Genomic DNA, 24827 nt, shown 5'->3' on the forward strand with positions numbered 1-24827 from the left:
ATGCGGCATTAGTGGCTGATGACATCATTCCATTCGGGGTGCCGCTCCACCTGTGCCTTGAAGAAGGGGCAGAGCGGTATGATCTTCCAGCCGCCCTTGCGCGCGGCTTCGACGGCATGCTGCGAGAGCTTGACGCCGACCCCCTGCCCGCGAAACCGGTCGGGCACGTCGGTATGATCGACGATGATCAGCTTGGAGGATGCGCGGGAGAAGGTCATGATCGCCTGCTGCCCTGGTTCGCCGATCATGTAGCGGCCACCGTTCGGGCTGTCCTCGGTGCGTATGTCGTCCATCTCGAATCTCCTCGCGTAAAATGAAACGGGCGGCCAGTTGCCCGGCCGCCCCCCAAGATCAAATCAATGTGCCAGCCTCAATGCGCCAGCGGTGCGCCCCAGCCACCCCAGATATAGATGGAGAAGAACAGGAACAGCCAGACAACGTCGACGAAGTGCCAGTACCAGGCGGCCGCTTCGAAGCCGAAATGACGCTCCGGCGTGAAGCCGCCCATCATGGCGCGGATCAGGCAGACCAGCAGGAAGATCGTGCCAATCACGACGTGGAAGCCGTGGAAGCCGGTGGCCATGAAGAAGGTGGCGCCGTAGATCGATTCGGAGAAGCCGAATGGTGCGTGGATGTATTCGTAAGCCTGGACGCTTGTGAACAACAAGCCGAGCGCCACCGTCAGAATCAATCCCTGGACCAGGCCCCTGCGGTCGTTTTCCAGAAGCGCGTGATGGGCCCAGGTGACCGTCGTGCCCGAAAGCAGCAGGATGATGGTGTTGTAGAGCGGCAGGTGCCAGGGATCGAGGACTTCGAGGCCCTTCGGCGGCCACTGGCCACCGGTGAAGGTGACGCGCGAGGCCTGGATCGCCTCGTTGGCGAAGAGGCTGGCATCGAAGAAGGCCCAGAACCAGGCGACGAAGAACATCACCTCGGAGGCGATGAACATGATCATGCCATAGCGCAGATGCAGCGCCACGACCTCGGTGTGATGGCCCTGATGGCCTTCCTTGACCGTATCCGACCACCAGGCGAACATCGAATAGAGCGTGATGGCGAGACCGATCCACACCAGCCACGGATTGGCGATATCACCGCCGAACAGGTGGAAGGGATTGCCGTGCACCCAGCGCATGAAGCAGACGCCGCCGAAGACCAGCAGGAATGCACCGATGGAGCTGATGATCGGCCAGGGGCTCGGATCGATGATATGGTAGTCGTGTTGTTTTCCGTGTGCACTCGCCATGTCTAATCCCCGGCTATTGACCCCTGCTGCGCGGCTTGCGCCACGCAGACAAACTACAGTTTCTTTGCGTCGCTATCCCCGACCTTCTGGGCGACAGGCTTGGGCTTGTCTTCCTGATAGAAGGTATAGGAGAGCGTGATGACTTTCATATTCTTGGTATCCGGAAAGTTCGCGATTTCCGGATCGACGAAGAAGACGACGGGCATGTCCCGCGTCTCCCCCGGCTTCAGCGTCACATCGGTGAAGCAGAAGCATTCGAGCTTGTTGAAATAGGCGCCTGCGATCATCGGCGTGACGTTGAACACCGCACGGCCCGTCTTCTCGCGCTTGGAATTGTTGGTCACGCGGAAGGAAACTTGAACTGTCTCGCCGATACGCGGCTCGACGGCGCGATCAACCGGTTTGAAGTCCCAGTTGAGATCGGAGGCCGAATTGCTGTCGAGTTCGACGCGGATCGTCTGGTCGAGAATGATCGAGGATGCCTGTTCGACCCTCTGCGTCGTGCCATTATAGCCGGTGACACGGCAGAACATGTCATAGAGCGGCACGGCGGCGTAGGCCATTCCGACCATCGAAGCAACGAAGACAACGCAGGACGTCAGGACGCGGATATTGCGCCGGTCGTTTGCCTTTGTGTCGCGCGGATCTGCCATCAGTGCATTGCTCCCGGCGCCATCTTGATGATCGTCACGGCATAGAAAATCACCACGAGTGCAGCCAGCACCACACCGATCGCGACATTGCGGTTGCGGCGGGATTTCCGTTGCGCGTCGGTCAGATCGATCTTTTCCACCATGTCAAATCACTCCCTTCAGGCTGGTCCAGGCCTGGATGGCGAAATGATCCGCCATCAGGCACGAGAAGACTGCAAAGAGATAAAGGATCGAATAGGCGAATAGTTTCTTGGCCGGAACCATGGCCTTATCGCCATCCGGCATGCGGCGACAGAGCACCGCGAACCAGATGAAGGCCACGCCCAGTGCGCCTGTAAGGAGACCATAGCCCGGCGAGGCGAAGCCGAGGAATGTCGGTGCCACGCCGGCGGCAGCGGTCAGCACGGCATAGATCAGGATCTGGTCCTTGGTAACCTTCTCGCCCGACACGTTCGGCAACATCGGCACGCCGACCGCGTCGTAATCGCGCATCTTGAAAAGCGCCAGGGCCCAGAAATGGGCAGGCGTCCAGAGGAAGATGATCAGGAACAGCGTGATGCTCTCGATCGACACGCCGCCCGTGACGGCAGCCCAGCCGATCATCGGCGGAAAGGCGCCGGCCGCACCACCGATGACTATGTTCTGCGGTGTCCAGCGCTTGAGCCACATCGTGTAGACGACGACGTAGAAGAAGATGGTGAAGGCGAGCAGGCCTGCGGCCAGCACGTTGACAGCCAGCCCGAGGATTGCGATCGAGAAGCCCGAAAGGGTAAGGCCGAACGCCAGCGCTTCGCCCGGCAGGATGCGGCCCGAAGGGATCGGCCGGCCGGCGGTGCGCGTCATTACAGCATCGATATCGGCGTCGTACCACATGTTGAGCGCGCCGGACGCACCTGCGCCAACCGCGATGCAGAGAATGGCGATGAAGCCGATCACCGGATTGATATGGCCCGGCGCGACGACGAGGCCGGCAAAGGCCGTGAAGATGACGAGCGACATGACGCGCGGCTTCAAAAGCTCGAAATAATCCTTGAACGTCGCCTCTGAAATCCTCAGGGCGTCCTGACCGGATATTATGCGCTCGCCTTTGATGATCGCCATTGGGGTAACTCTATTTTCTTTAGAGGAAACCGCCCGAAGGCGGTTTCCGAGGTTTGCTCGCGCTTACTTGATGCGCGGAAGCTGTTCCCACTGGTGGTAGGGCGGCGGCGACGGCAGCTGCCATTCCAGCGTATCGGCGCCCTCGCCCCAGGGATTGTCGCCCGCGACGCGCTTCTTCATGAATGCCTCGATGATACAGGCAAAGAAGATCGCGACACCGACCATCGAAATGTAGGAGCCGATCGAGGACACGTAGTTCCAGCCCGCATAGGCGTCGGGATAGTCGATGTAGCGGCGCGGCATGCCGGCAAGGCCGAGGAAATGCTGCGGGAAGAACACGAGGTTCACGCCGACGAACATTACCCAGAAATGCAGGTTGCCGAGGAATTCCGAATACATGTAGCCGGTCATCTTCGGGAACCAGTAGTACCAGGCCGCGAAGATCGCGAACACGGCGCCGAGCGACAGCACGTAATGGAAGTGCGCGACGACGTAGTAGGTGTCGTGCACCACGCGGTCGAGACCGGCATTGGCCAACTGCACGCCGGTGACGCCACCAACGGTGAACAGGAAGATGAAACCGATCGCCCAGATCATCGGGGTACGGAATTCGATCGACCCGCCCCACATCGTGGCGATCCAGGAGAAGATCTTCACGCCCGTCGGCACAGCGATGACCATTGTGGCGAAGACGAAGTAGCGCTGGGACTGCAGCGACATGCCGACGGTGTACATGTGGTGCGCCCAGACGATGAAGCCGACGGCACCGATCGCGGCCATGGCATAGGCCATGCCGAGATAGCCGAAGACCGGCTTCTTGGAGAAGGTCGACACGACATGGCTGACGATGCCGAAGCCCGGCAGGATCAGGATGTAGACTTCCGGATGACCGAAGAACCAGAACAGATGCTGGAACAGGATCGGGTCACCGCCGCCCTCGGGCGAGAAGAAGGTGGTGCCGAAGTTACGGTCGGTCAGCAGCATGGTGATGGCGCCGGCGAGAACCGGCATCGACAGCAGCAGCAGGAAGGCGGTGATCAGCACGGACCAGGCAAACAGCGGCATCTTGTGGATGGTCATCCCGGGTGCGCGCATGTTGAGGATCGTGGTGATGAAGTTGATCGCGCCGAGAATGGACGACGCACCTGCGATGTGAAGCGCGAAGATCGCCAGATCGACAGCCGGGCCGGCGGAGCCGGTGGTGGAAAGCGGCGGATAGATGGTCCAGCCGCCACCGACGCCCTGCGCGCCCGTGGTGCCTTCGGCGAACATGGACAGGACCAGAAGGATGAAGGCTGGCGGAATGAGCCAGAAGGAGATGTTGTTCATGCGCGGGAACGCCATGTCGGGCGCACCGATCATGATCGGCACCATCCAGTTGGCAAAGCCGCCGATCAGCGCCGGCATGACCATGAAGAAGATCATGATCAGCGCATGCGCCGTCGTGAACACGTTGAACATCTGCTTGCCGGCATCGAGAGCGGCATTGGCATCCACGCCGTAGACCATTTGGGCAAGCCCGTGGAAGAGCTGAATGCCGGGCTCCTGGAGTTCGATGCGCATCATCACCGACAGCGCGCCGCCGATAACACCCGCGAAGATCGCGAAGATCAGGTAGAGCGTACCGATATCCTTGTGGTTGGTCGAAAACAGCCAGCGTGCGGCAAAGCCGGGCGTATGGGGATGGTCGTCATGCCCATGGCCGTCATGCGTATCATGAGCGGCGTGAGCGTGTTCGGAATGGTCAGCCATTGTGATCGCTTTCCCTGGAATGAATTATTTCGCGTCGCTTGAAGCGACATTGACATTCGACGGACCGTCGACAGCGGCCATCAGCGCCTTGTAGGCACCGGGAAGGTCGGTGGCGGCAGCGGCGAGCCAGGTCTTGTACTTGTCTTCGCTCACGACACGGATGGCGATAGGCATGAATGCGTGGTCCTTGCCACACAACTCCGAACACTGGCCATAGAACAGGCCTTCGCGATCGGCCTTGAACCAGGTTTCGTTCATGCGGCCCGGGACGGCATCGACCTTGATGCCGAAGGACTGCATGGCAAAGGCATGGATGACGTCGGAGGGTTCAGCAGTGACGATCACACGGACGGTCTTGTTGACCGGCACGACGAGTTCGTTGTCGACAGCCAGCAGGCGCGGATACTTGGACATGTCCTCCTTGCCGAGCGACGCGCGATCCTTGTCGTCGAGGATCAGCGAATCGAAGGACGGGCCATTTTCCACCGACGGATATTCATAGGTCCACTTCCACTGGGTCGCGGTGACCTTGAGGGTCAGGTCCGGGTTCGTCGGCTGGGTCAACTGGGTCGTCAGCAACTGGAACGAGGGGATGGCGAAGAACAGCAGGATGACGACGGGGCCGACAGTCCAGAGGATCTCGATCAGCGTATTGTGGCTCGTCTTGGACGGCACCGGATTGGCCGACTTGCGGAACTTGACCGCGACGATGACGAGCAGCGCGAGCACGAACAGCGTGATGGGAACGATGAACCACAATGTGTAGTGGTTGAACCAGCGCGCTTCATCCATCAGGCTCGTCGCCGCGGGCTGGAGGTCGATCTGCCACGGATAGGGCTGATCAGCCAGAGCGCTTGACGCGAACAGAAGGCCCATGAGTGAGCTCAGCGCCGCAAGAGCTTTGTTCTTCACGAATATTCTCCCCAAGTGTTTGAGCCGGGTCAAACCAAAAGACGCAGAATCCCTGCAATAATGCCCCCTTAAAACCATAGTTTCGGGCCAGCCGCAACAGGCAGCGGAGCTGTTTCATGCGGCATTTTTGCGCAATTTCAAGCCTTTCCAATCTAGAGCACCGATGTCCCCAAGGCCAGCGGATTTTCCTCTTTGGCACCAACGGGTTGCCGTGCTTTCGCCGCAGTCGTCGGGTTGAAGTCGCGTTGACGTGTGAAGTACCAAGCTCCAGTGCCGCGCAAGTCGCCGATGCGATATCGGAAGGATCAAGACGGCGGCTGCCAGCCGAATTTGACGCTGGCGCCTCGCTTTCCGGACCGTATGATAGCGCCCAATGATTCGAAACCGAGGTTTTCATGGTTCTTCGTAGTCCCTCACGCCTGGGCTGCCTCGTCGCAAGCTTCCTCGCATTGCTGTGCCTGCCAGCCGCGGCCCAAACACCGCAGCAGCCGGGCGTCGTCAAATCCAACCATGGCGCATGGTCGATCGTCTGCGACAAACCCGCCGGCGCCGGCGAAGAGCAATGCGCGCTGATGCAGAACGTCATCGCCGACGACCGGCCGGAAGTGGGCCTCTCCGTCGTGGTGCTCAAGACCGCCGACCGCAAGGCCAAGATCCTTCGCGTGCTGGCGCCACTCGGCGTGCTGCTGCCCAACGGGCTCGGCCTCAATGTCGACAGCAAGGATATCGGCCGCGCCTATTTCGTCCGCTGCTTCTCCGACGGCTGCTATGCGGAAGTCGTGCTGGAAGACGCGCTGCTGAAGACCTTCCGCGCCGGCAAGACCGCCACGTTCATCGTCTTCCAATCGCCGGAGGAAGGTATCGGCATTCCAGTCGACCTCAAGGGGTTCGGCGAGGGGTATGACGCACTGCCGTGAGTGACGGCCTTAGGCTTTTTGCTCGGGCGTCAGCAATTGCACCGCCGGAAAATAGGTTCTGTAGCGGCCGACATCTCGAGTGAGAATAGGTAGCCCGCTCACTGTGGCATGCGCTCCGATGAAGAAATCCGGCAGCACTCCGGTCTTCGAACCGGCCAAGCGGCGATAGCTCGCAAATGCCTTGCCGGCCAGAAACAAAGCCTCCTTCGGTATCTCCGCCATTCTGAGGCCGGTGCCCGTGGTAAATTCTTCCAGTGCCTCGATTGTCGGATAGCCGATGGAGAGCTCGGCGTAGATAATCGGGTTTATCAGGAGGGCGCCATCGAGAGCAGCAGCCTCCAACATCGCAAGCGACCAGTTGATCCAGACTGGGTCTTCCTTGATCAGATCAAGAAGGACATTGCTATCGACGAGAACCATCATTCGCCGCGGGTCAGCGCCATGATTTCGTCCGTGCTGAGCCCTCCCTTTGCATGACCGCGAAAGCGCGCAAAACGACTTTGCAGTTTGGCGTTCTCCGCCGGGACCAGCACAATAGTGCCATCGGCAGCGCGCTTGAAATCCACCATGCTGCCTGGCCCTATGCCGAGGAAATCACGAACAGGCTTTGGAATGGTCACCTGCCCTTTTGCCGTCACCGTCGTTGCCATGATCCTGCTCCGGTAATACCTTCGTCTTCAAGAGTATTACATCTGGGCGTTCACGGCAATCATTCAAGCCCGCCCTTGCTTCGACATTATGCCGGTCCTAAATGGACCAACAGACAAATCAGGACACTGGACAATGAAAACCGATCTCCTCTCGAATTTCGACATCAGCGAAGACGGCGTCCAATCCTTCGTGTCCGACACGCTGCGGGGCGCCGATGATGGCGAGCTTTATCTCGAATATTCGCAATCGGAATCGCTGACCTTCGACAATGGCCGGCTGAAGGGCGGAAGCTTCAACACCGACCAGGGTTTTGGCCTGCGCGCGGTCGCAGGCGAATCCGTCGGCTATGCGCATTCGGGCGAGATGTCGGAAGCGGCGCTGAAGCGCGCGGGCGATGCTGTCACCGCCGTGACACGCGGCTATTCGGGCTCCTATGCAGCTGCGCCCCAGAAGACCAATGCCCGCCGCTACGGCGACGAGAACCCGATCGGCGCGCCGAGCTTCGAGGAGAAGGTGGCGCTGCTCACCGAGATCGACAGCTATATCCGCGCCAGCGATTCCAAGGTCCGACAGGTCTCGGCCTCGATTTCCGCATCATGGGAAACGATCGAGATTATTCGCGCCGACGGCAGCCACGTGAAGGACACGCGGCCGATGACGCGGCTTAATTTCTCCGTCGTGGCCGGTGACGGATCGCGGCAGGAAAGCGGCTCCTACGGTTTCGGCGGCCGCAAGCCGTTCACCGACATCCTGACCGAGGAGAGCTGGAAGCACGGTGCCGACGAGGCACTGCGCCAGGCGTTGGTCAATCTCTCGGCGGATGACGCGCCTGCCGGCTCGATGGATGTCGTGCTCGGCTCGGGCTGGCCCGGCGTGATGCTGCACGAGGCCGTCGGCCATGGCCTGGAAGGCGATTTCAACCGCAAGAAGACATCGGCCTTCGCCGGCCTGATGGGCGAGATGGTCGCTGCCAAGGGCGTGACCGTCGTCGACGACGGCACGATCGACGGCGCGCGCGGCTCGATCACAATCGATGACGAGGGCACTGCGGCTGGATACAACGTACTGATCGAGGACGGTCGTCTCGTCGGCTACATGCAGGACCGCCAGAACGCCCGGCTGATGGGCATGACGCCGACCGGCAATGGACGCCGCGAATCCTACGCCCATGTGCCGATGCCGCGCATGACCAACACCTACATGCTGTCGGGCGACAAGACCGCCGAGGAGATCATCGCTTCGGTCAAGAAGGGTCTCTACGCCGTGTCCTTCGGCGGCGGGCAGGTCGATATTACATCCGGCAAGTTCGTCTTCTCCTGCACCGAAGCCTACATGATCGAGAACGGCAAGATCGGCCGGCCGGTCAAGGGCGCCATGCTGATCGGCAACGGTCCGGATGCGATGAAGCGGATCACCATGATCGGCAACGACACCAAGCTCGATACCGGTATCGGCAATTGCGGCAAGGGCGGCCAGTGGGTGCCGGTCGGCGTCGGCCAGCCGCATCTGAGGATGAACGACGTGACGGTGGGCGGAACGAAGGCGTGAAACCGTGCGATCGTATGCGTCTTGGTTGGAAATCCAAAATGAAGTAGAGCGATTATGCGACAGCAATGAAGCAATTGATTCCAGAACCTTGCTCAACGCCACGCGCTTTATCGATTTCTCGGATGGCCGGTATCCTGTTGCAGATGAAGTCGGACAGGGATATTGGCCCACAATATGCTTTTCTTGGACGCTTCAACCTCAAGCGATTCAAATTGAGATATTCGAAGATCGATACGAGTTTTATAGGTTCTTCGACAAAAAGACCGAAATAAGAGCGGTGGAGTGCGGTCAGGATCAAGAGTTTCCAGAGCCCTTGAAGCTGCTGCTCGACCCGATTCTGTCAGCCCCCGTTCTTAAGTCATAGTCGCGGCAGGCCATCGCGTCATCGCCCCAGCAGCCAAGACGCCAGAAGCTGGGCGGGCGGACGCTCGTCGATCATCGGCGTCGTGACAAGGTAGAATGCGTCGACCGGCACCAGTGGAAGGTCGTTCAACTCGACCAACCGCCCTTCCCGCACCAGATCGCCGGTGATCGATTCCCAGCCCAGCATCACGCCCTGACCATCGAGTGCGGCCTGGGTCGCCTGCACATAGTTGGTGAAGCGGCGGCCTGCCATCAGATTGTCAGGCAGTCCCTTGCTCTTGAGATACGCGGCCCATGTGATCCAGGCGGGGTCGTCGGTATTGACATGCAGCAGCGTGGCGCGGTCGAGCTTGACCTCAGCGAATTTGAGCCGGTCGCGAAACGGCTGGCTGCAGACCGGCACCACCCGTTCATCGAACAGCTTTTCCACCATGCCATCCGCCCATCGTCCGTTGCCGTAGCGGATTGCGAGATCGACGGCGGGATTAAGACGCGGCGCGCCCTGCAGCGTGGTCATGACGTTTACGGTGACTTGCGGATGCTCGGCTGAGAACCGCGCGAGCCTCGGCATCAGCCAATAGGTGGCAACGCCCACCGAACAGGCCACCGTCGCGGAATCACCGGCCATCTGCAAATGCCTGACGTGATCGATCGCGTCGGCGATCCGCCCCAGGCCCTCCGTGACGGCGACCTCGAGAATCCGTCCGGCCTCGGTTCGTGTTGCAGGCCGCGTCTTTCGGTCGAGCAATCTGGTGCCGACATGGTCTTCCAACTGCCGGAGCGCCTGGCTCACGGCCGGCTGGGTGACGTTCAATTCCATTGCCGCCCGCTGGACGCTGCCTGTGCGTGAGACAGCCTCGAAGACCGACAGAAGGCGCAAGGGCGGCAGCGGCGATGCCATCAATATAATCCCAGAGTTATTTTATCATAAGACGATTCCGGCTTCATAGAATTCCCCGAAGCCATTAAAGTCAATGCATGGAGCGCAAGATCACTCCCAGATCCCGCTCTGCACAAATATTAGACAAACAGGATTCAAAATGGACATCAGCCTCAGCCAGGCCGTAAGACTCAAGGAGCATGGCATCGATGTGCCGTTGCTCGACGGCACCACCGCCTATTTCAACAATTACTGGCTCCGCGACAATTGCCCGACCTCGTTCGACAGCCAGACGCGCGAGCGCATCTACGACATCTTCCACGAGGCCGAAGCGCCGAAGCCTGCGCAGGTAAGGATTTCGGACGGCGTGCTGGAGATCGAATGGGCCGGCAGCGGCCACAAGACGCGCCATCCGCTCGCATTCCTCGCGAGATATGCCAACGGCACGCTGCGTCACGACCCGGCCGACCTTGCGCGCCGCGCCTGGCATTCGGACCACTATCCCGATATCGCCCGCTTCTCGCAACCGGCACTGCTGGCCGACAAGGCGCTCGTCGCCAAATGGATCGAGGCGATGCTGGTCGAGGGTGTCGCGATCATCACCGAGATGCCCGACAGCAACCAGGGCCTCGATGATCTCGCGAAACTGATCGGCCATATCCGCCCGACCTTTTTCGGCGAGTATTTCGACGTCAAGACCCATATCAAGCCGACCAACCTCGCCTACACCGCCAAGGCGCTTGAAATGCATACCGACACACCGGCGGAAGACGTCGCGCCCGGCGTGCAGTTCCTGCATTGCCGCGCCAACAGCGTGAAGGGTGGCGCCAACCTGTTCCTCGATGGCGTGGCCGTCGCCAACGACCTCAGGCGCGAATGCCCGGAAGATTTCAAGCTGCTTTCGGAGACCGACATCCCCTACTATTGCGAGCATGATCACTACGACATGCGCTCGCGCCAGCGGGTGATCGAACTCGACGCGCATGGCGAAGTCTCGGGCCTGACGATCAGCCAGCACATGGCCGATATCTTCGACCTGGGCCAGGAATTCCTCGACAGCTACTACCCGGCCTTCTGCCGCTTCGGCCGCATGCTGCAGTCGAGCAAGTACCTGATGCGGTTCCGGCTCGAAGCCACCGAATGCATCGTGTTCGACAATCACCGCATCGTGCACGGCCGCTCGGCCTATTCGGCGACCGAAGGCGACCGCTACCTGCGCGGCTGCTACACCGACCGCGGCGAGATGCGCAGCACGTATAGGGCGCTGGTGTCGGAGGGAAGATTCAAGGGCTGATGTCGAAGCCGGTAACCAGCGGATTACGCCATCTTGGGGCGTTGTGCCTGGCCTTTCGGAGCCCAGGTTTCCTTTTTGCTGACATAGACGAGATTTCCGGCGGCACTCTCTGAGACCCGAAGGGTTGCGCCGATTCTTTTTGCAACGGCAACGGAGGCAGTATTTTCAGGGTGGATAATGTGCACTGCCTCCATCCAGCCAAGCTCTTCAAACGCCCAACTCAGGCAGCGAGATGCTGCTTCAGTGGCGTATCCTTTGCCCCAAGCGTCGCGAGTGAACGCCCAGCCAATCTCGGGGCCAACCCATCCGGGAGGGAACCACGCGCCAGCGCGGCCTATCCAGCGCCCAGTCACCTTCTCGATTACAGAGAAATTGCTGTAGCCCTGAACGCTCCACGCCCCTGCGAAAAGGCAGAGATTGCGCCATGCACCGGCTGCATCTTGCGGGCCGCCGATGAACCTTGTGACTTCGGCGTTGGAGAGGAATGTCGTCCAAGCAGGAAGATCAGCCGAGCTGGGATGTCGCAGGAAAAGACGCTCAGTTTCGATCATTTCGCCTCCTCTGAAGGGTTGCGGTGACCAGCCCAAATATCCCCCCGAAAAGACACTACTGTGACCGTGTCTGGCGAAGCGCGGTCTACCGCACTGTTCATTGGGAAGAGTGTCAATGGAGCCGCTCCTGGTGCGCCGGGACAATCTCTGTTTCCCTGACCTGTCTCCGGTCAGAAACCGAGAGTTCGCTGGATGTAGCGCCATGTCCGCATGAAGCGGCTTTTCGTCCATGGTACGCGGCCAGCCTTCAACTTATTCACCGATTCGCCAAGAAGTTTCGCGATTTCGGGATGCTGGGCCAAGCGCTCCATGTCGTGGGACACGATCTCGGTGGCGCCGCGCGGAAAGATCTTCCCATCGACCGGCAGCGGATGGACCCGGGGGCCGAGCTTGGCAATGAGGTCAGCCTCCAGCGCGCCGTACCATTCGGCGTCACGGTCGAGGCGGACAACCTGCCGCTCGTCCCGCCCCGCCTCGCGGATCGCAACGGTGATCTTCTCCATGTCGGCGGTCGAATGACAGGCGAGAAAGAGACGCGAAAAGAGCATCTCGCTTTTCTTGGGGTCGTAATCGGTTATCCTGGCGAGGTGCCGGAGATAATCGGAGATTTCGATCGGGAAGGAAAAGTTCGCCGGCTTCTCGCGCGTGGGAACGAGGCCATCCAGCCCGAGAATGTGCCTGCCGAACGCCGTATAGATATCCTCATTGCCGCGCCGGACCGCTTCGAAATTCAGTACCGAGAGCCGGAGCTTCGGATGATCGAGGATCGGCTGAAGCTCGATCAGCGCGTTGAGGACATCGGATTTGAGCGGCTCGGCCAGTTGGCGTTCGGCATATCTCGGAAACGCCGTGTCGCGCCCGTTCTTGATCGTCTCGCCCCATACCGACACCAGCAGCGAGAGCGGATCGCGCAGCGTGTAGACGATCATAACCTCGTCCTGGTCGAGGACCTTGCCGAGCTTCACGAAATCCTTCGCCTTCCATTTGCGAAAGCCTTCGGACGAGATCAGCATATTGGCGTTGGCTTTGGCGGCCTGCGCGGCGGCGCGTTTCAGCCGCTTGAACAATGCGCCTTTCTCGGCAAGCACATCGTCCTTCGACGAGACGACCCCGTGATGCGCGTTCTGGGCACGCTGCGACACGACAGGATAGAGCCAGCCCCTTCCAAGCAATTCCTTGCGGTTGCGGTAGAAATTCGATTGCAGATAGGTCGTGGCAGTCTTGCGTGGGCCGATATGGATCACAAGCATCGGGGTCACCTGAACCTGTTGACGAGGCGCCGCCAGCCCATCAGCGACGATCGCGCCAGATTGGCGACCGTCATCCTGAACCCGCCTGGCCGGAATTTCTTGGTCAGGTCGTCGAGCAGCGCTTTCACCCTGGGATCGGCGGCGAGTACCGTGTCGTCGTAATAGTCGAATGTCGCCCCGCCCTCGAGGAAGAGTTTGGCGCCGGGCGGCGGCACCATCTCGGCCGAAAATCGCTTCATGAGCTTGCGCTCCATCGCGAGATACGCCTCGTCATCGCGGCGCATCGTCATCACCCGCTTCGCCTGCGGCACGGCAGTGACCGCTTCGATGATGTCCTTGCGGGCAGCGCCTGTCAGCATGTGCTTGAAGACGCGGCCGATGTTGACGCGTTCGCCGCCCTTCCAGCGGCCCATCCGCACCAGCATCGCCCGCATGAACTCGGTCATTTCGAGCGGCTCGCGCTCATTGGCGGTGCCGCGCTCGGCATGGGGCAACTTGCCAATCGACAACACGTCCTCGGTCAGCACATCGAATATGTCACGGCCCTGCCTGCCGATCTCGTCATAGAGAAGCACGGTGAGGCCGGCATTTTCGACGTCGCGATATTTCTGCAGGTCGGACAGGGGATCGAGCGAGCGGGATTTGCCTGCCTTGCGCACCTGCTCGTCATAATGCTGGGGCAGCGACTTCGGCCCGCCGGTCTTCACCTTCTGCGCCCAGAGCGAATAGGTGAGAGAAACCGGATCGCGCAGCGTGTAGACGATCCGCATTTCATGCGGCGACATGATCTCCTGCAACCGCTTGAGATGCTGCGGCCGCCATTTGCTGAAGCCCTCGGAGGAAAGCAGGATATTGAGATTGCCCGCAGCGGCCTTCTCGGCGATCTTCCGGAACGCCGTAACCTTGCGGCTGCCGTCATCCAGTATCTCTGCCGGATGATCCGAGAGGTCGTGATGGGCGATCACCACCCGTTCGCCCATCTGCGGATAGAGCCAGCCCGCTTTTTCCAGCACAGCCGCATTGTAGTGCAGGTTCGTCTGCATCCAGGTCGTCGCTGTCTTGTGCGGCCCGACATGCAGAACGAACATCAGAGCAGCTCCGTGCTCGCGATCTTGATGCCGAAGCCTTCGAGGCCGACATAGTGGCGCTCGCGCGACGACAGCAGCTTGATCGAGGCGATGCCGAGATCTTTCAGGATCTGCGCGCCGAGGCCGATTTCCAGCCATTCGCTCTCGCGTGCCTGCGCTTCGGAATGGCCTTCGCGGCCGTGGCCCATCTTGCGGTTATGCTCGGTCGCGCCGACGCCGACCGAGCCCTCGCGGAGATAGACGATGACGCCGCGACCCTCCTCGGCCATCCGCGCCATGAAGCGATCGACCGGGCGGGGATTGCCGAACACGTCGGCAGCGACATTTTCCATATGCAGACGCACGAGAACGTCCTCGCCGTCGCGGATATCGCCGAACACGACGGCGAGATGCTGCATCGGATCCCAGGGCAGCGAATAGGCGAAGGCCTTGGCCTTGCCGTGCGGTGTATCGATCTCGAAGCTCGCAACGCGCTCGATCAGCGTTTCCTTGCGCTGGCGATAGGCAATCAGATCAGCAACCGAGACCTGCTTGAAGCCGTGTTCTTCGGCAAAGGCCGAGACCTGCGGTCCGCGCTTGACGGTGCCGTCGTCATTGACCAGTTCGCTGATCACGCCGATCGGCGGCAGGCTGGCAAGCCGGCAGAGATCGACTGCGGCTTCGGTATGACCGGAACGCATCAGCACGCCGCCTTCGCGCGAAATCAGCGGGAAGATGTGGCCGGGCCGGACGAAATCGGACGAACTGACATTCGGATTGGCGAGGTTGCGCACCGTGACGGTGCGGTCATCGGCCGAAATGCCCGTCGTCGTGCCATGCTTGAAATCGACCGAGACGGTGAAGGCAGTGGTGTGGGCCGAGTCGTTCTCCGCCACCATGGCATTGAGGTTCAGCCGCTTGGCTTCCTCGCGCGGCATGGGGGTACAAACGATGCCCGATGTGTGGCGCACGATGAAGGCCATCTTCTCGGGCGTGCAATGAACCGCAGCGACGATCAGGTCGCCTTCGTTCTCGCGGTCGTCATCATCCGTCACCACCACGATCTCGCCGCGCTCGAAAGCCCGGATCGCATCGACGACGCGCTTCTGGTCGTAAGCCATTCCATAAACCCCTAATTAATCTAATCTGCCGGTCTGGCCACGATCACGCAGATAGTGATCGGCAATGATGCAGGCAACCATCGCCTCGCCGACGGGCACCGCCCGGATTCCGACACAGGGGTCATGGCGGCCCTTGGTCCTGAGCGAAACATTGTTACCGTCTGCGTCGATCGACAGGCGCTCGGTCAGGATCGACGAGGTCGGCTTGACAGCGAAACGCGCAATCACCGGCTGGCCGGTGGAGATGCCGCCCAATATGCCGCCGGCGTGATTGGAGAGGAAGATCGGCTCGCCGTCATTGCCCATGCGCATCTGGTCGGCATTTTCCTCTCCGGTGATTTCGGCGGCGCCGAAGCCGTTGCCGATCTCGACACCCTTGACGGCATTGATCGACATCAGCGCCGAGGCGATATCCTGATCGAGCTTGCCGTAAATCGGCGCGCCGATGCCGGCCGGCACGCCTTCCGCCACCACTTCGATGACGGCGCCGATGGACGAACCCTTCTTGCGGATATCGGAGAGATATTCCTCCCAGACCGGTACGATTTCCGGATCCGGTGCGAAGAACGGATTGTTGCCGACCTCGTCCCAGTTCCAGTTCTTGCGGTTGATCTTGTGGACACCGATCTGCACCAGCGCACCACGGATGGTAACGCCTGATATGACCTTGCGCGCCAGCCCGCCTGCTGCAACGCGCGCCGCCGTCTCGCGTGCCGAGGAGCGGCCGCCGCCGCGATAATCGCGGATGCCGTATTTGGTGTCATAGGTGAAGTCGGCATGGCCCGGCCGGTATTGCCGGGCGATCTCGCCATAGTCCTTCGAGCGCTGGTCGGTGTTCTCGATCAGCATGGAAACCGGCGTGCCCGTGGTGATCAGTGTGGTGCCATCGGCATCCGGCATCACGCCTGACAGCACCTTGACGATATCGTCCTCGCGGCGCTGGGTGACGAAGCTGGATTGACCCGGCTTGCGCTTGTCCATCCAGTGCTGGATCTCATCCAGCGTGAAGCGGATGCCGGGCGGGCAGCCATCGATCACGCAACCGAGCGACGGCCCATGGCTCTCGCCCCAGGTCGTCACGCGAAAAAGATGTCCGAATGTGTTGTGCGACATGAATGCTTATTCCGAGCCGGCTGGCCGGCACCTTCAAGATTTCCCGGGGCACTCATAGTGCCTGAATGCGGAAAATAGAAGCGTAAAAGTGCCGCCGGGCGTGGCGCCGAGCCAGCGCTTGAACAAAGCAAATTTCATGTTAACACTTCCGGCCGGAAATACCGCAATTCGAAGAAAATTTTGCCACATTCCGGAGTGAGACATGGGGAAGCAAAGCGTTGCACAAAAAAACGTCAAGGGAACTACCATGCGCTTCCTCCTCGCAATCTTCCTGGGCATCGCAGGTTTGATAACGCCATATAGCGTTTTTGCCGAAAGCGCGGATGTCGAAGCGGTGATCGAAGGCGTCGACGAGGACAAGCTGACACTGGTTCTGGACGACGGCAAAAAGTACCAGGCGCCCGAGGAATTCAATTTCGACGGCCTCAAGAAGGGCGTCAAGGTCGTGGTCTTCTATACCGAGACCGATGGAAAGCGCGTGATCAACGACCTCCAGATCGTGGAATGAGCTGACATTCAGCAAGGATTAACAGGCGGCTGGTAGGTTCCGGGATCATTGGAAACCGGATCATCCGTCATGTTACGCTTCATCAAGAGCCTGACCTCCCCCGCCGTGAAGCGCGCGGTGATCTCATCTGGGCTCGAAGTTTCGGCCGTGCTCGACACGCTCGGCCTGTCCTCAGGGACACGCGGACTGGGCGCGATCTTCACGCTGCATCACGTGCGGCCGCGCTTCATCAGGCCCTTCCATCCCAACGATATCCTCGAGATCACGCCTGAATTCCTTGACGAGGCGCTGACGACGCTTGCCGTGCGCGGCTACGAATTCATCCGCCTTGAAGACGTGCCGGTGCGGCTTGCCAATCCGGATGCAAAGCGCCCGTTCGCTTGTTTCACGCTGGACGACGGCAACCGTAACAACAAGACCGATGCCGCGCCGGTGTTCACCAAGCACAATGCGCCATTCACTGTTTTCATCACCAAGGGTTTCATCGAAGCCACGCATTCGCTCTGGTGGGAAACGCTCGAAGCACTGCTCAACAAGGTGCCTGCCTTCGATTTCGACTTCGGCCTCGGCACCGAGCCGGTGCCGGCGGCAACCCATGAGCAGAAGCTCGCCGCGTTCGGCCGGATCACCGATTTCGTCAGCATCTCGGACGAGGCACGCGCGGTCGCGCAACTCGACGAGGAGGCGCGGCGTCATGGCGTGGATCCACTCGCCATTACGCGTGATCTCACGATGCGAGCCGACGAGCTTCGCGCACTCGCCGAAAATCCGCTCGTCTCCTATGGGGCGCATACGGTCAGCCATCGCGGGCTCGCACGCCTGCCTGAAGCGGATGCCCGGCGCGAAATCGAACAATCGGTCCAGGCGGTCGAGGCGATGACGGGCAGACGGGCAAACGGCTTTGCCTATACCTATGGCGATGCCCGCTCGGTCTCGGCCCGCGAGCGGCAGGTCTTGAGAGAGCTCGGCATTCCCATCGGCGTGACGACTCGGCCGGGAGTGCTGACATCGGACATGGTTGCTGACATGACGGCGTTGCCGCGCATCTCGTTCAACGGGCTTTACCAGAAGAGCCGGTATATCCGGGCGCTGGCGAGCGGGATTCCGTTCAAGGTGTTGCGGTAGACAATGGGATCGGGAGCAAGTCGATGTTCGATCTCTTTCTGGAAGTCTTGAACAACTTACTCTCGATCCCCTCGCAGTGGAGCAAGCGCAGGCAATGGCTGATCGGTTCCAGTTTGATCATCTGCCTTATTTTGATCTGCCTTCTTGCGTTCGAGCGCGCTTGATCCTGCGCGTAGGCATTCACGGATACATCCGCACCTTCTCCCAGCCCTCGCCTGCCCGGGTGAATTCCACCCGGTCATGCAGCCGGAACGGCCTGTCCGCCCAGAACTCGATCGAAACCGGCCTGAGCCGGAAGCCCGACCAGTGGGCGGGGCGCGGGATGTGGCCGATGCCGAATTTCATCGTGTATTCGGCGACCGCCTTTTCCAGCGCGAAGCGGCTTTCGAGCGGGCGGGATTGTTTCGATGCCCAGGCGCCGATGCGGCTGCCACGGGCGCGAGTCTCGTAATAGGCATCCGCTTCGGCGTCGGAGACGGTCTCGATATTCCCGCGAACTCGGACCTGGCGGCGCAGCGATTTCCAGTGGAAGACCATGGCCGCCTTCTTCTGGCCGAGCAATTCCTGGCCTTTTCTGCTCTCATAATTGGTGAAGAACACAAATCCGTCCAGATCGAAGGATTTTAGGAGCACCATGCGAACATTGGGCATGCCATCGGCGTCGACGGTGGCGAGCGCCAGCGCGTTCGGGTCGTTCGGCTCAGTCGATTCGGCCTCGTTCAGCCATGTGCCAAACAGAGAAAATGGCTCATTTTCCTGGGTGAAGTCACTGGTTGTTAACTCATTTCCGCTCATGATCTGAAAGAAGCCCTATCTTTTGTTCGAGTTCTGTAGGCCAAGCTTGCGACACATATCAAAGCCGGATGGCGCCCAAAAGGCCCCTGTCGCAGCTGCGGTAAGATTTTCCGTGGTCGTGGCCGTGCCCCTGCTGCTGGCAAGCTGCATGGGGTTAGGCGGGGATGAGAGCGATGCCAAGATTACCACCAATTCGGTCGACAGCGCAGAATACAGGGCTCCGGCCGACACGGTTTCCGACGAAGCGACAATCCGCAACGCCGTGTCTTCCGCCGACTTGAGCCGCATGTCGCAGAGCGTGTCCATCCCCTGGGCCAACACGACCACGGGCAGTGCGGGCGTGATCAATTCCATCCGCGAGGAGAACAACGGCTCCTATGTCTGCCGGACGTTCATCACCACGCGGCACTCCTATCGCGGCATCTCGAACTATGGCGGCAAGGCCTGCCTTGTCGGCTCGGGAGACTGGCAGATCATCGCGTTCAAGGAAATGACGTAAAAAGAACGGTCGCAACCGTCATTTACCGAACGGATACGAAAGTCTGACATAAGCCAATTATGACAACCTGGTGAATGAGTTCCCTAATCCATGGCCAGCGACAACCGGATGCGCGACCCCTATGCAATTCTCGGCATCAGCCGAACGGCTGATCAGCTCGAGATCAAGGCTGCGTGGCGCAACGTCGCCAAAAAACTGCATCCGGATCATAATCGCAACGATCCCCAGGCCCAGACGCGTTTCACGGAGGCAGGTCGCGCCTACGATCTACTGAAAGACCCGGACAAGCGCCGCCGCTACGACGAGATGCTGAACCGCACCTCGTTCGGTGGCGGTGCGAGCAGCGCCTATGCGCCGGGCAGAACCGGCGGCGCCAAGGAACCGACCTTCATGGAAAAGCGGGCCGAACGCGCCCGCGCCGAGGCGGAAGCAAAGGCACGGGCCGAGGCGGAAGCCCGCATGCGGGCGGAAGCCGAAGCGGAAGCGCGCGCCAAGGCAACCGCGGAGGCACGCGCGAGGGCCGAGGCCGAGGGCAAGGCGTCCGCAAATGCGAAGCCTGCCGCCGGCAGCGAAATGGACGAGGAAACCGAGCAGGCCTTCACCAAGATTTTCGGCGAGCGCCGGAAAGCGGACAGGTCCGCTGAAAAGCCTGCCGGCAATGCCGAGCAGGCTGCATCCAAGCCGGAACAAGCCAAGCCCGAATCGGCGAAGGCGGAATCGGCCAGGACAGACTCCGCGAAAACTGAAGCCGCCAAGCCCGCCGAGAAGGCCGCGTCACAGGACGAAGCCCAGCCCGACGTCGAATCCTCCGATCCGCAAGCCGAAGGCGCACCGTCACCGGCGCTCAATCTCATCTCGTATCTCGTCAAGCGGCTGACGGGCCAAGTGCCGGCGCCGGAGAAAGCTCCAGACCTCAATATCGATGCGTTTGTGTCGATCGAGGACTTGGTCAATCGCGTCAATCCCGCCGTCACGCTGCCCGACGGCAAGCTGCTCAGCATCACCCTGCCCGATGGCACCATGGATGGCACGACCGTGCGCATGGACGGCTACGGCCATAAGCTGCCCAACATGCGGCGCGGCGACGTGCTCGCGACTCTCCGGATCAAGCCGCACCGATGGTACCGCGCGGACTTCTACGATCTGCGCACATTCCATGACATCGACATCGAAAACGCAGTGCTGGGTTGCGATGCGACCGTCGAGACTCTCGATGGTCCGGTCAGGATCAAGGTGCCCGAATGGTCCGGCTCGGATCGGACGGTGAAAGTGCCCGGCAAGGGCCTGCCCAAGGGCAATGGCATGCGCGGCGACCTGATCGTGGAGATCCGCGTCATGCTCTGGGACCATCCGGACCAGAAGGTGATCGACCTGATGCGCGCCTTGCGCGAAGGGCTCTTCCTGTGACAGTTCGGTGAAACCGCCTGTTGAAAAACTCCTTTTAAAAGCAAGTATTTCACCCTCTGGGACACCAATTCTTGCTATCGCTAACTTTTGGTGATTTGAGCGCAGCTTGAACCGCCGGGCAGCCTGTGCCATAGGCGACAATGGATTATCAGTTTCTGAAGGGGGCACATATGACCGGATTGATGGCGGGCAAGCGCGGCATCATTATGGGCGTTGCCAACAACCGCTCCATCGCCTGGGGCATCGCCAAGTCCATTCATGCCCAGGGTGGCGAAATCGCATTCACCTATCAGGGCGAAGCGCTGAGGAAGCGTGTCGAACCGCTGGCCGCCGAGATCGGCGCCATCGTGGCCGGCGACTGCGACGTCAGCGACGAAGCCTCGATCGATGCGGCTTTCGCCGAGATCGAGAAGATCTGGGGCAAGATCGATTTCCTCGTCCACGCCATCGGCTTCTCCGACAAGGACGAGTTGACCGGCCGCTATGTCGACACGTCGCCGGAGAATTTCGCCAAGACGATGCAGATCTCGGTCTATTCGTTCACATCGGTGGCGCGCCGCGCCGAAAAGCTGATGACGGACGGCGGCGCGATGCTGACGCTGACCTATTACGGCGCCGAGAAGGTGATGCCGAATTACAATGTCATGGGCGTCGCCAAGGCCGCACTCGAGGCGAGCGTGAAGTACCTCGCCGTCGACCTCGGACCGAAGAATATCCGCGTCAACGCGATTTCCGCCGGCCCGATCAAGACGCTTGCCGCCTCAGGCATCGGCGACTTCCGCTATATCCTCAAGTGGAACGAATATAACGCGCCGCTGCGCCGCACCGTCACCATCGAAGAGGTCGGCGATGTCGGCCTCTACATGCTGTCGGACCTGTCGCGCGCCGTCACCGGTGAAACGCACCATGCCGATAGCGGCTATCACGTCGTCGGCATGAAGGCGGTCGATGCACCCGATATTTCGGTGGTCAAGGAATAGATTTCTCGCATGCCCGTGACACATTTCATTACCCGTCACGGGCAGACAGACTGGAATGCCGAATACCGGCTCCAGGGCCAGCGCGATATTCCCCTTAACGAAACCGGCCGCGCCCAGGCGACCGGCAATGGCATCAGGCTCGCCGAGCTTGTTGATGATCTCTCCGCTTATGAATTTGTTTCGAGCCCGCTTGGACGGGCGCGCGAAACCATGGAGCGGCTGCGGACTGCCGCCGGGCTCGACCCTTCCATCTACAGCCTCGACGAACGCCTGATCGAGATCTGCTTCGGCGACTGGGAAGGCTATACATCGCGCGAGATCAAGATCAATCAGCCGGAGCGCTACCACGAGCGCCACCTCAGCAAGTGGGATTTCATCCCGCCCGGCGATCTCGCCGAGAGCTACGAAATCCTCTCCTGGCGCGTCGGCTCCTGGCTGAAGGCGCTCGAACGGCCGACAGTCGCGGTCTGCCATGGCGGCGTGATCCGCTGCATCTTCAAGCTCGCCGGCGGCGTGGAGCGGGAAGATGCCGCCAATCTCGACATCCCTCAGGATCGCATCCTGCGCTATGCGGACAGTGAGATCGCGTGGGTCTGACCAAGATTCTCAATTGAGATTGAAGGCATACGGCTTGACCGGGCTCGCGACGCCTTGCTCCGGTGCCAGCGACAGCGAATAATCCAGATGCTGTGGCCCCTGCCCCGTGGCGATGGTACGGAGATTTTCGGTATCCGGAAACTGCCAGGCGCCGTCGGTCGTCACGAACGACACGCAGCCATTGGCCAGTTGCCGGCCGAAGGCATATTGCACGACATAGTATCCATCGGGAATGCCACCCAATTCGGCGCTGGCATTGGCGACCATGTAGACGGCCGCGATCAGGCGCTTCGAGAAAGCGCTCCTGACCTTGACGATCGCCTCCTTCGGCGTGTCGTTGATCAGCGTGATGCCATGGCCCGGCGAGACCCGCGGATTGATGCGGTAGAGAACCTCGCCATTCTCCGGCACCTTCCAGCAAAGCGGCGACGGCTTCAGCGTCGTGTCCGGCAGGATGGCACGGGTGGTGGGATCGACCGGAACCGCCGCGTAAGTCAGCGCGGCAATCTCGCGGGTTTCCTGCCGGTTGTCGGGTTGCAGGCTTTCGAGCACCACGCCGCCGATACCGAGCGGGAGTATCGCCGCCAGCGTCAGATGCGTCATGGCGCTCAGGGGCTTGATGCGCCAGGGATCCTTGAGCTTGATCTTGCGGGGATTGGCGCCCCGCGCCTCCATGTCCTCGACGAGTTCGCGCGCGCCCTCCGCCACCTCGCTGTCGCTGGCATCGATGAGCTTGCGCGCCAGCGCGTAGCTGAGCTTGCGGTTGCCCTTGGCCGCGAAGGCGCGGCTGTTCTGCCAGAGAAGCTGTTCCTCGGCCGCCATGTCGCGCGTGCCGCCAAGCGCATTGCGAGCGATCGCGCGCAGCGTGAAGTAGGGCGCCAAGGGAATACCCCACCAGCCGAATACTGCGGTGAACAGCGAGGACTTGATGGCTTCCGTCTGGGCGCAACGCTGGCAATAGATGCCTTCCACCGGTCGGCGGAAAGACGCGAAGACGGCGCTGTAGACGCGTACGAAGGAAAGCTTCCTGGGCTGCGCGGTAACGCTTCCGCAGCGCGAACAGCAGACCGGATCAATGCCGAGCCAGGAATAATCCTCGTCATCCCTAGTGAAACGACGGTCGTAGCGCTCCCGCGACTGGATGTCGGAGAGGATCTTGTAGGCGTTGTAGACCTTGTGGAAGTGGAACGAGGATCCATCCGATGATGTGTCAGGATGTGTTTCCTTGGCAAGCCGCCGGTAGGCGTTCTTGATCTCCTCCTGATCGGCGGTCGGCATGACTCCGAGGGCACGGTATAAGCCCTCAGGATCGCTATGGCGCATGCGAACCACCCCCGGTGAAACAACGACGCAAGCTTAGCCCAAAACCGCCGGGCTTTCCAGAAACAAGCATCAGATATCGTGACCGTTCCCGACGAGACGCTTTTCGCGGCCTGGCGACGGAACGGAAGGGCTGAAAAGCTTCGTATCGCGAAAATCTTCAGCCGCAATGGTGGTACAGAATTCCGCCCACGAACACCGGCGACAGGCGTCACGGATCGAGCGGGTGGCGAAATGCCGGCGCAGCGTCGAGATGGTTGCGGCATCAAGCGTCATCGCCTGGTCGACATCCGCCGGGAGCAAGCCCCTGACCGCTGCCACGGCGAGCGCGTCGATGTCCCTAGTTTCCGCCTTGCCGCAGTCATGGTTGCAGTCAAGCCGATCGGCTGATGTCAGGCCGTTGCAGATATCATCCGGCCCACCCACGAGTCGGACCGGCCTGCCGCGCTCGATGCTGGCCACGATCGACGACATGTTCTTAACGAAAGCGGGCGTATAGCCGTAGCCGCGATAGGTCAGGATGCACAAAAAATGATGCCCGCGCAGTTGCACGGGCATCATTGATGTCGGGTCCGATTCGGGCTCGGGCTTAGAGCTGCGCAAAGCGCGAGGCGCCCTTGAGAACGCCCTTGGCCATGACGGCGGCAATCGCAAGCTTCAGAACATCAGCCATCCAGAAAGGATAGAAGCCATATTCCAGCGCCTTGTCGAAACCATAGAGGTAGGCGAGATAGGCGATGCCGAGGCCGAAGATCAGGACTTCACCGGCAAACAGTGTCGCGATCATGCCAGCCCAGCCTTTGGTCACGCCGCGATCGGCAAGATAGCCCATCAGCGCGGCTGCGGCGAGAAAGCCGAAGAGATAACCGCCGGTGCCACCGATGAACACGGCTGGGCCCGACATGAAGCCGGCGAAGACCGGGAAACCAACAAAGCCTTCGACCAGGTAGAGCGCCACGGTCGCGGTCGCCATGCGGAAGCCGAAGGTGACGCCGATCAACATGACGGCAAGCGTCTGCAACGTCATCGGTACCGGATAGAAAAACACATTGATCTGCGACATGACCGCGAGGAAAATGCTGCCGAGGCCGACGATCGCCGCCTTTTTGGCGAGCGAGCCGCCGGCAAGCGCCTCAAGGGTTGAAATGTCGGATCGTGTTGCTAGTTCAGCCATCTG

The 24827-nt window shown here is 60.6% G+C and carries 30 protein-coding genes; 11 read left to right on the forward strand and 19 right to left on the reverse strand.

Going from position 1 to position 24827, the window contains the following annotated elements; genetic code table 11:
• Positions 1-8 precede the first annotated feature (8 nt).
• From ACSQ26_RS16170 to coxB, 7 genes are all read right to left on the reverse strand, one after another.
• On the reverse strand, positions 9-293 hold the full coding sequence (locus ACSQ26_RS16170) for a GNAT family N-acetyltransferase (protein WP_436010535.1): 285 nt from the start codon (positions 291-293) through the stop codon (positions 9-11).
• Between the two features lie 77 nt (positions 294-370).
• Positions 371-1246 (reverse strand): cytochrome c oxidase subunit 3, encoded by an 876-nt coding sequence (locus ACSQ26_RS16175; RefSeq protein WP_436010537.1) that lies wholly within the window; start codon positions 1244-1246, stop codon positions 371-373.
• Positions 1247-1299: 53 nt separating this feature from the next.
• Positions 1300-1899 (reverse strand): cytochrome c oxidase assembly protein, encoded by a 600-nt coding sequence (locus tag ACSQ26_RS16180; RefSeq protein ID WP_436010539.1) that lies wholly within the window; start codon positions 1897-1899, stop codon positions 1300-1302.
• Positions 1899-2042, reverse strand: a complete 144-nt coding sequence (locus ACSQ26_RS16185; protein WP_436015520.1) for a hypothetical protein — start codon at positions 2040-2042, stop codon at positions 1899-1901. The genes ACSQ26_RS16180 and ACSQ26_RS16185 overlap by 1 nt, the downstream gene beginning before the upstream one ends.
• Before the next feature lies 1 nt (position 2043).
• Positions 2044-3000 (reverse strand): heme o synthase, encoded by a 957-nt coding sequence (locus ACSQ26_RS16190; RefSeq protein ID WP_436010541.1) that lies wholly within the window; start codon positions 2998-3000, stop codon positions 2044-2046.
• Between the two features lie 63 nt (positions 3001-3063).
• Complete coding sequence (gene ctaD, locus ACSQ26_RS16195; protein WP_436010543.1) at positions 3064-4752, reverse strand: cytochrome c oxidase subunit I; 1689 nt, start codon at positions 4750-4752, stop codon at positions 3064-3066.
• Between the two features lie 24 nt (positions 4753-4776).
• Entirely contained in the window at positions 4777-5664 is an 888-nt protein-coding gene (gene coxB, locus ACSQ26_RS16200; protein ID WP_436010545.1) for a cytochrome c oxidase subunit II, read from the reverse strand.
• Between the two features lie 395 nt (positions 5665-6059).
• Here coxB and ACSQ26_RS16205 point away from each other — a divergent pair, with 395 nt between their 5' ends.
• Positions 6060-6581 carry an invasion associated locus B family protein gene (locus tag ACSQ26_RS16205; protein WP_258160977.1) on the forward strand — a complete coding sequence of 174 codons (522 nt, stop codon included), beginning with the start codon at positions 6060-6062 and terminating at the stop codon, positions 6579-6581.
• A 9-nt stretch (positions 6582-6590) separates the two neighbouring features.
• Here the strand turns inward: ACSQ26_RS16205 and ACSQ26_RS16210 are convergent, their stop codons facing one another.
• Both ACSQ26_RS16210 and ACSQ26_RS16215 read right to left on the reverse strand, forming a co-directional pair.
• Positions 6591-7001 (reverse strand): type II toxin-antitoxin system VapC family toxin, encoded by a 411-nt coding sequence (locus ACSQ26_RS16210; RefSeq protein WP_436015300.1) that lies wholly within the window; start codon positions 6999-7001, stop codon positions 6591-6593.
• Positions 7001-7231: an AbrB/MazE/SpoVT family DNA-binding domain-containing protein gene (locus ACSQ26_RS16215; RefSeq protein WP_436010547.1), complete on the reverse strand. Its 231-nt coding sequence runs from the start codon at positions 7229-7231 to the stop codon at positions 7001-7003. The genes ACSQ26_RS16210 and ACSQ26_RS16215 overlap by 1 nt, the downstream gene beginning before the upstream one ends.
• A 133-nt stretch (positions 7232-7364) precedes the next feature.
• On the opposite strand from ACSQ26_RS16215, the gene tldD reads away from it, so the two are divergent.
• Together tldD and ACSQ26_RS16225 are read left to right on the forward strand one after the other, a co-directional pair.
• On the forward strand, positions 7365-8780 hold the full coding sequence (gene tldD / locus ACSQ26_RS16220) for a metalloprotease TldD (protein ID WP_436010549.1): 1416 nt from the start codon (positions 7365-7367) through the stop codon (positions 8778-8780).
• Between the two features lie 25 nt (positions 8781-8805).
• Positions 8806-9144, forward strand: a complete 339-nt coding sequence (locus ACSQ26_RS16225; RefSeq protein WP_436010551.1) for a hypothetical protein — start codon at positions 8806-8808, stop codon at positions 9142-9144.
• 18 nt (positions 9145-9162) lie between these two features.
• Here ACSQ26_RS16225 and ACSQ26_RS16230 read toward each other — a convergent pair whose 3' ends face one another.
• Positions 9163-10044 (reverse strand): LysR substrate-binding domain-containing protein, encoded by an 882-nt coding sequence (locus ACSQ26_RS16230; RefSeq protein WP_436010553.1) that lies wholly within the window; start codon positions 10042-10044, stop codon positions 9163-9165.
• Positions 10045-10183: 139 nt separating this feature from the next.
• Between ACSQ26_RS16230 and ACSQ26_RS16235 the strand changes: the two genes are divergently transcribed.
• Positions 10184-11317, forward strand: a complete 1134-nt coding sequence (locus ACSQ26_RS16235) for a TauD/TfdA family dioxygenase (RefSeq protein WP_436010555.1) — start codon at positions 10184-10186, stop codon at positions 11315-11317.
• 23 nt (positions 11318-11340) lie between these two features.
• On the opposite strand, the gene ACSQ26_RS16240 is transcribed toward ACSQ26_RS16235, so the two are convergent.
• From ACSQ26_RS16240 to aroC, 5 genes are all read right to left on the reverse strand, one after another.
• Positions 11341-11868, reverse strand: coding sequence for a GNAT family N-acetyltransferase (locus tag ACSQ26_RS16240; RefSeq protein WP_436010557.1), 528 nt, complete (start codon positions 11866-11868; stop codon positions 11341-11343).
• A gap of 170 nt (positions 11869-12038) precedes the next feature.
• Entirely contained in the window at positions 12039-13118 is a 1080-nt protein-coding gene (locus ACSQ26_RS16245; RefSeq protein ID WP_436010559.1) for a hypothetical protein, read from the reverse strand.
• Positions 13119-13123: 5 nt separating this feature from the next.
• Entirely contained in the window at positions 13124-14206 is a 1083-nt protein-coding gene (locus ACSQ26_RS16250; protein WP_436010561.1) for a hypothetical protein, read from the reverse strand.
• Positions 14206-15306 carry a 3,4-dihydroxy-2-butanone-4-phosphate synthase gene (gene ribB / locus ACSQ26_RS16255; RefSeq protein ID WP_436010563.1) on the reverse strand — a complete coding sequence of 367 codons (1101 nt, stop codon included), beginning with the start codon at positions 15304-15306 and terminating at the stop codon, positions 14206-14208. The genes ACSQ26_RS16250 and ribB overlap by 1 nt, the downstream gene beginning before the upstream one ends.
• A gap of 15 nt (positions 15307-15321) precedes the next feature.
• On the reverse strand, positions 15322-16419 hold the full coding sequence (gene aroC / locus ACSQ26_RS16260) for a chorismate synthase (protein WP_436010565.1): 1098 nt from the start codon (positions 16417-16419) through the stop codon (positions 15322-15324).
• Between the two features lie 247 nt (positions 16420-16666).
• Here aroC and ACSQ26_RS16265 point away from each other — a divergent pair, with 247 nt between their 5' ends.
• The 3 genes from ACSQ26_RS16265 to ACSQ26_RS16275 all read left to right on the forward strand — a co-directional run bounded on the left by ACSQ26_RS16265 (position 16667) and on the right by ACSQ26_RS16275 (position 18216).
• Positions 16667-16927, forward strand: coding sequence for a DUF1344 domain-containing protein (locus ACSQ26_RS16265; protein ID WP_436010567.1), 261 nt, complete (start codon positions 16667-16669; stop codon positions 16925-16927).
• A 69-nt stretch (positions 16928-16996) separates the two neighbouring features.
• A complete protein-coding gene (locus ACSQ26_RS16270; protein WP_436010569.1) occupies positions 16997-18052 on the forward strand; it encodes a polysaccharide deacetylase family protein in 1056 nt (351 codons plus the stop codon).
• A 23-nt stretch (positions 18053-18075) separates the two neighbouring features.
• On the forward strand, positions 18076-18216 hold the full coding sequence (locus ACSQ26_RS16275; RefSeq protein ID WP_436010571.1) for a hypothetical protein: 141 nt from the start codon (positions 18076-18078) through the stop codon (positions 18214-18216).
• A 16-nt stretch (positions 18217-18232) separates the two neighbouring features.
• On the opposite strand, the gene pdxH is transcribed toward ACSQ26_RS16275, so the two are convergent.
• Positions 18233-18847: a pyridoxamine 5'-phosphate oxidase gene (pdxH, locus tag ACSQ26_RS16280; RefSeq protein WP_436010573.1), complete on the reverse strand. Its 615-nt coding sequence runs from the start codon at positions 18845-18847 to the stop codon at positions 18233-18235.
• A gap of 46 nt (positions 18848-18893) precedes the next feature.
• Here pdxH and ACSQ26_RS16285 point away from each other — a divergent pair, with 46 nt between their 5' ends.
• The 4 genes from ACSQ26_RS16285 to ACSQ26_RS16300 all read left to right on the forward strand — a co-directional run bounded on the left by ACSQ26_RS16285 (position 18894) and on the right by ACSQ26_RS16300 (position 22330).
• Positions 18894-19346, forward strand: coding sequence for an RT0821/Lpp0805 family surface protein (locus ACSQ26_RS16285; protein WP_436010575.1), 453 nt, complete (start codon positions 18894-18896; stop codon positions 19344-19346).
• A gap of 90 nt (positions 19347-19436) precedes the next feature.
• Positions 19437-20753, forward strand: a complete 1317-nt coding sequence (locus tag ACSQ26_RS16290; RefSeq protein ID WP_436010577.1) for a DnaJ C-terminal domain-containing protein — start codon at positions 19437-19439, stop codon at positions 20751-20753.
• A 140-nt stretch (positions 20754-20893) separates the two neighbouring features.
• Positions 20894-21733: an enoyl-ACP reductase FabI gene (gene fabI, locus ACSQ26_RS16295; RefSeq protein WP_374989963.1), complete on the forward strand. Its 840-nt coding sequence runs from the start codon at positions 20894-20896 to the stop codon at positions 21731-21733.
• A gap of 15 nt (positions 21734-21748) precedes the next feature.
• Positions 21749-22330, forward strand: a complete 582-nt coding sequence (locus ACSQ26_RS16300) for a histidine phosphatase family protein (RefSeq protein WP_436015302.1) — start codon at positions 21749-21751, stop codon at positions 22328-22330.
• 9 nt (positions 22331-22339) lie between these two features.
• On the opposite strand, the gene ACSQ26_RS16305 is transcribed toward ACSQ26_RS16300, so the two are convergent.
• From ACSQ26_RS16305 to ACSQ26_RS16315, 3 genes are all read right to left on the reverse strand, one after another.
• Positions 22340-23653, reverse strand: a complete 1314-nt coding sequence (locus tag ACSQ26_RS16305) for a J domain-containing protein (RefSeq protein ID WP_436010579.1) — start codon at positions 23651-23653, stop codon at positions 22340-22342.
• A 69-nt stretch (positions 23654-23722) separates the two neighbouring features.
• Complete coding sequence (locus ACSQ26_RS16310) at positions 23723-24211, reverse strand: DUF1284 domain-containing protein (protein WP_436010581.1); 489 nt, start codon at positions 24209-24211, stop codon at positions 23723-23725.
• Positions 24212-24239: 28 nt separating this feature from the next.
• Positions 24240-24824 (reverse strand): biotin transporter BioY, encoded by a 585-nt coding sequence (locus ACSQ26_RS16315; RefSeq protein WP_436010583.1) that lies wholly within the window; start codon positions 24822-24824, stop codon positions 24240-24242.
• Positions 24825-24827 lie beyond the last annotated feature (3 nt).

It is taken from the genome of Rhizobium sp. LjRoot254, from assembly GCF_964254105.1.
Classification (GTDB): domain Bacteria; phylum Pseudomonadota; class Alphaproteobacteria; order Rhizobiales; family Rhizobiaceae; genus Rhizobium_E.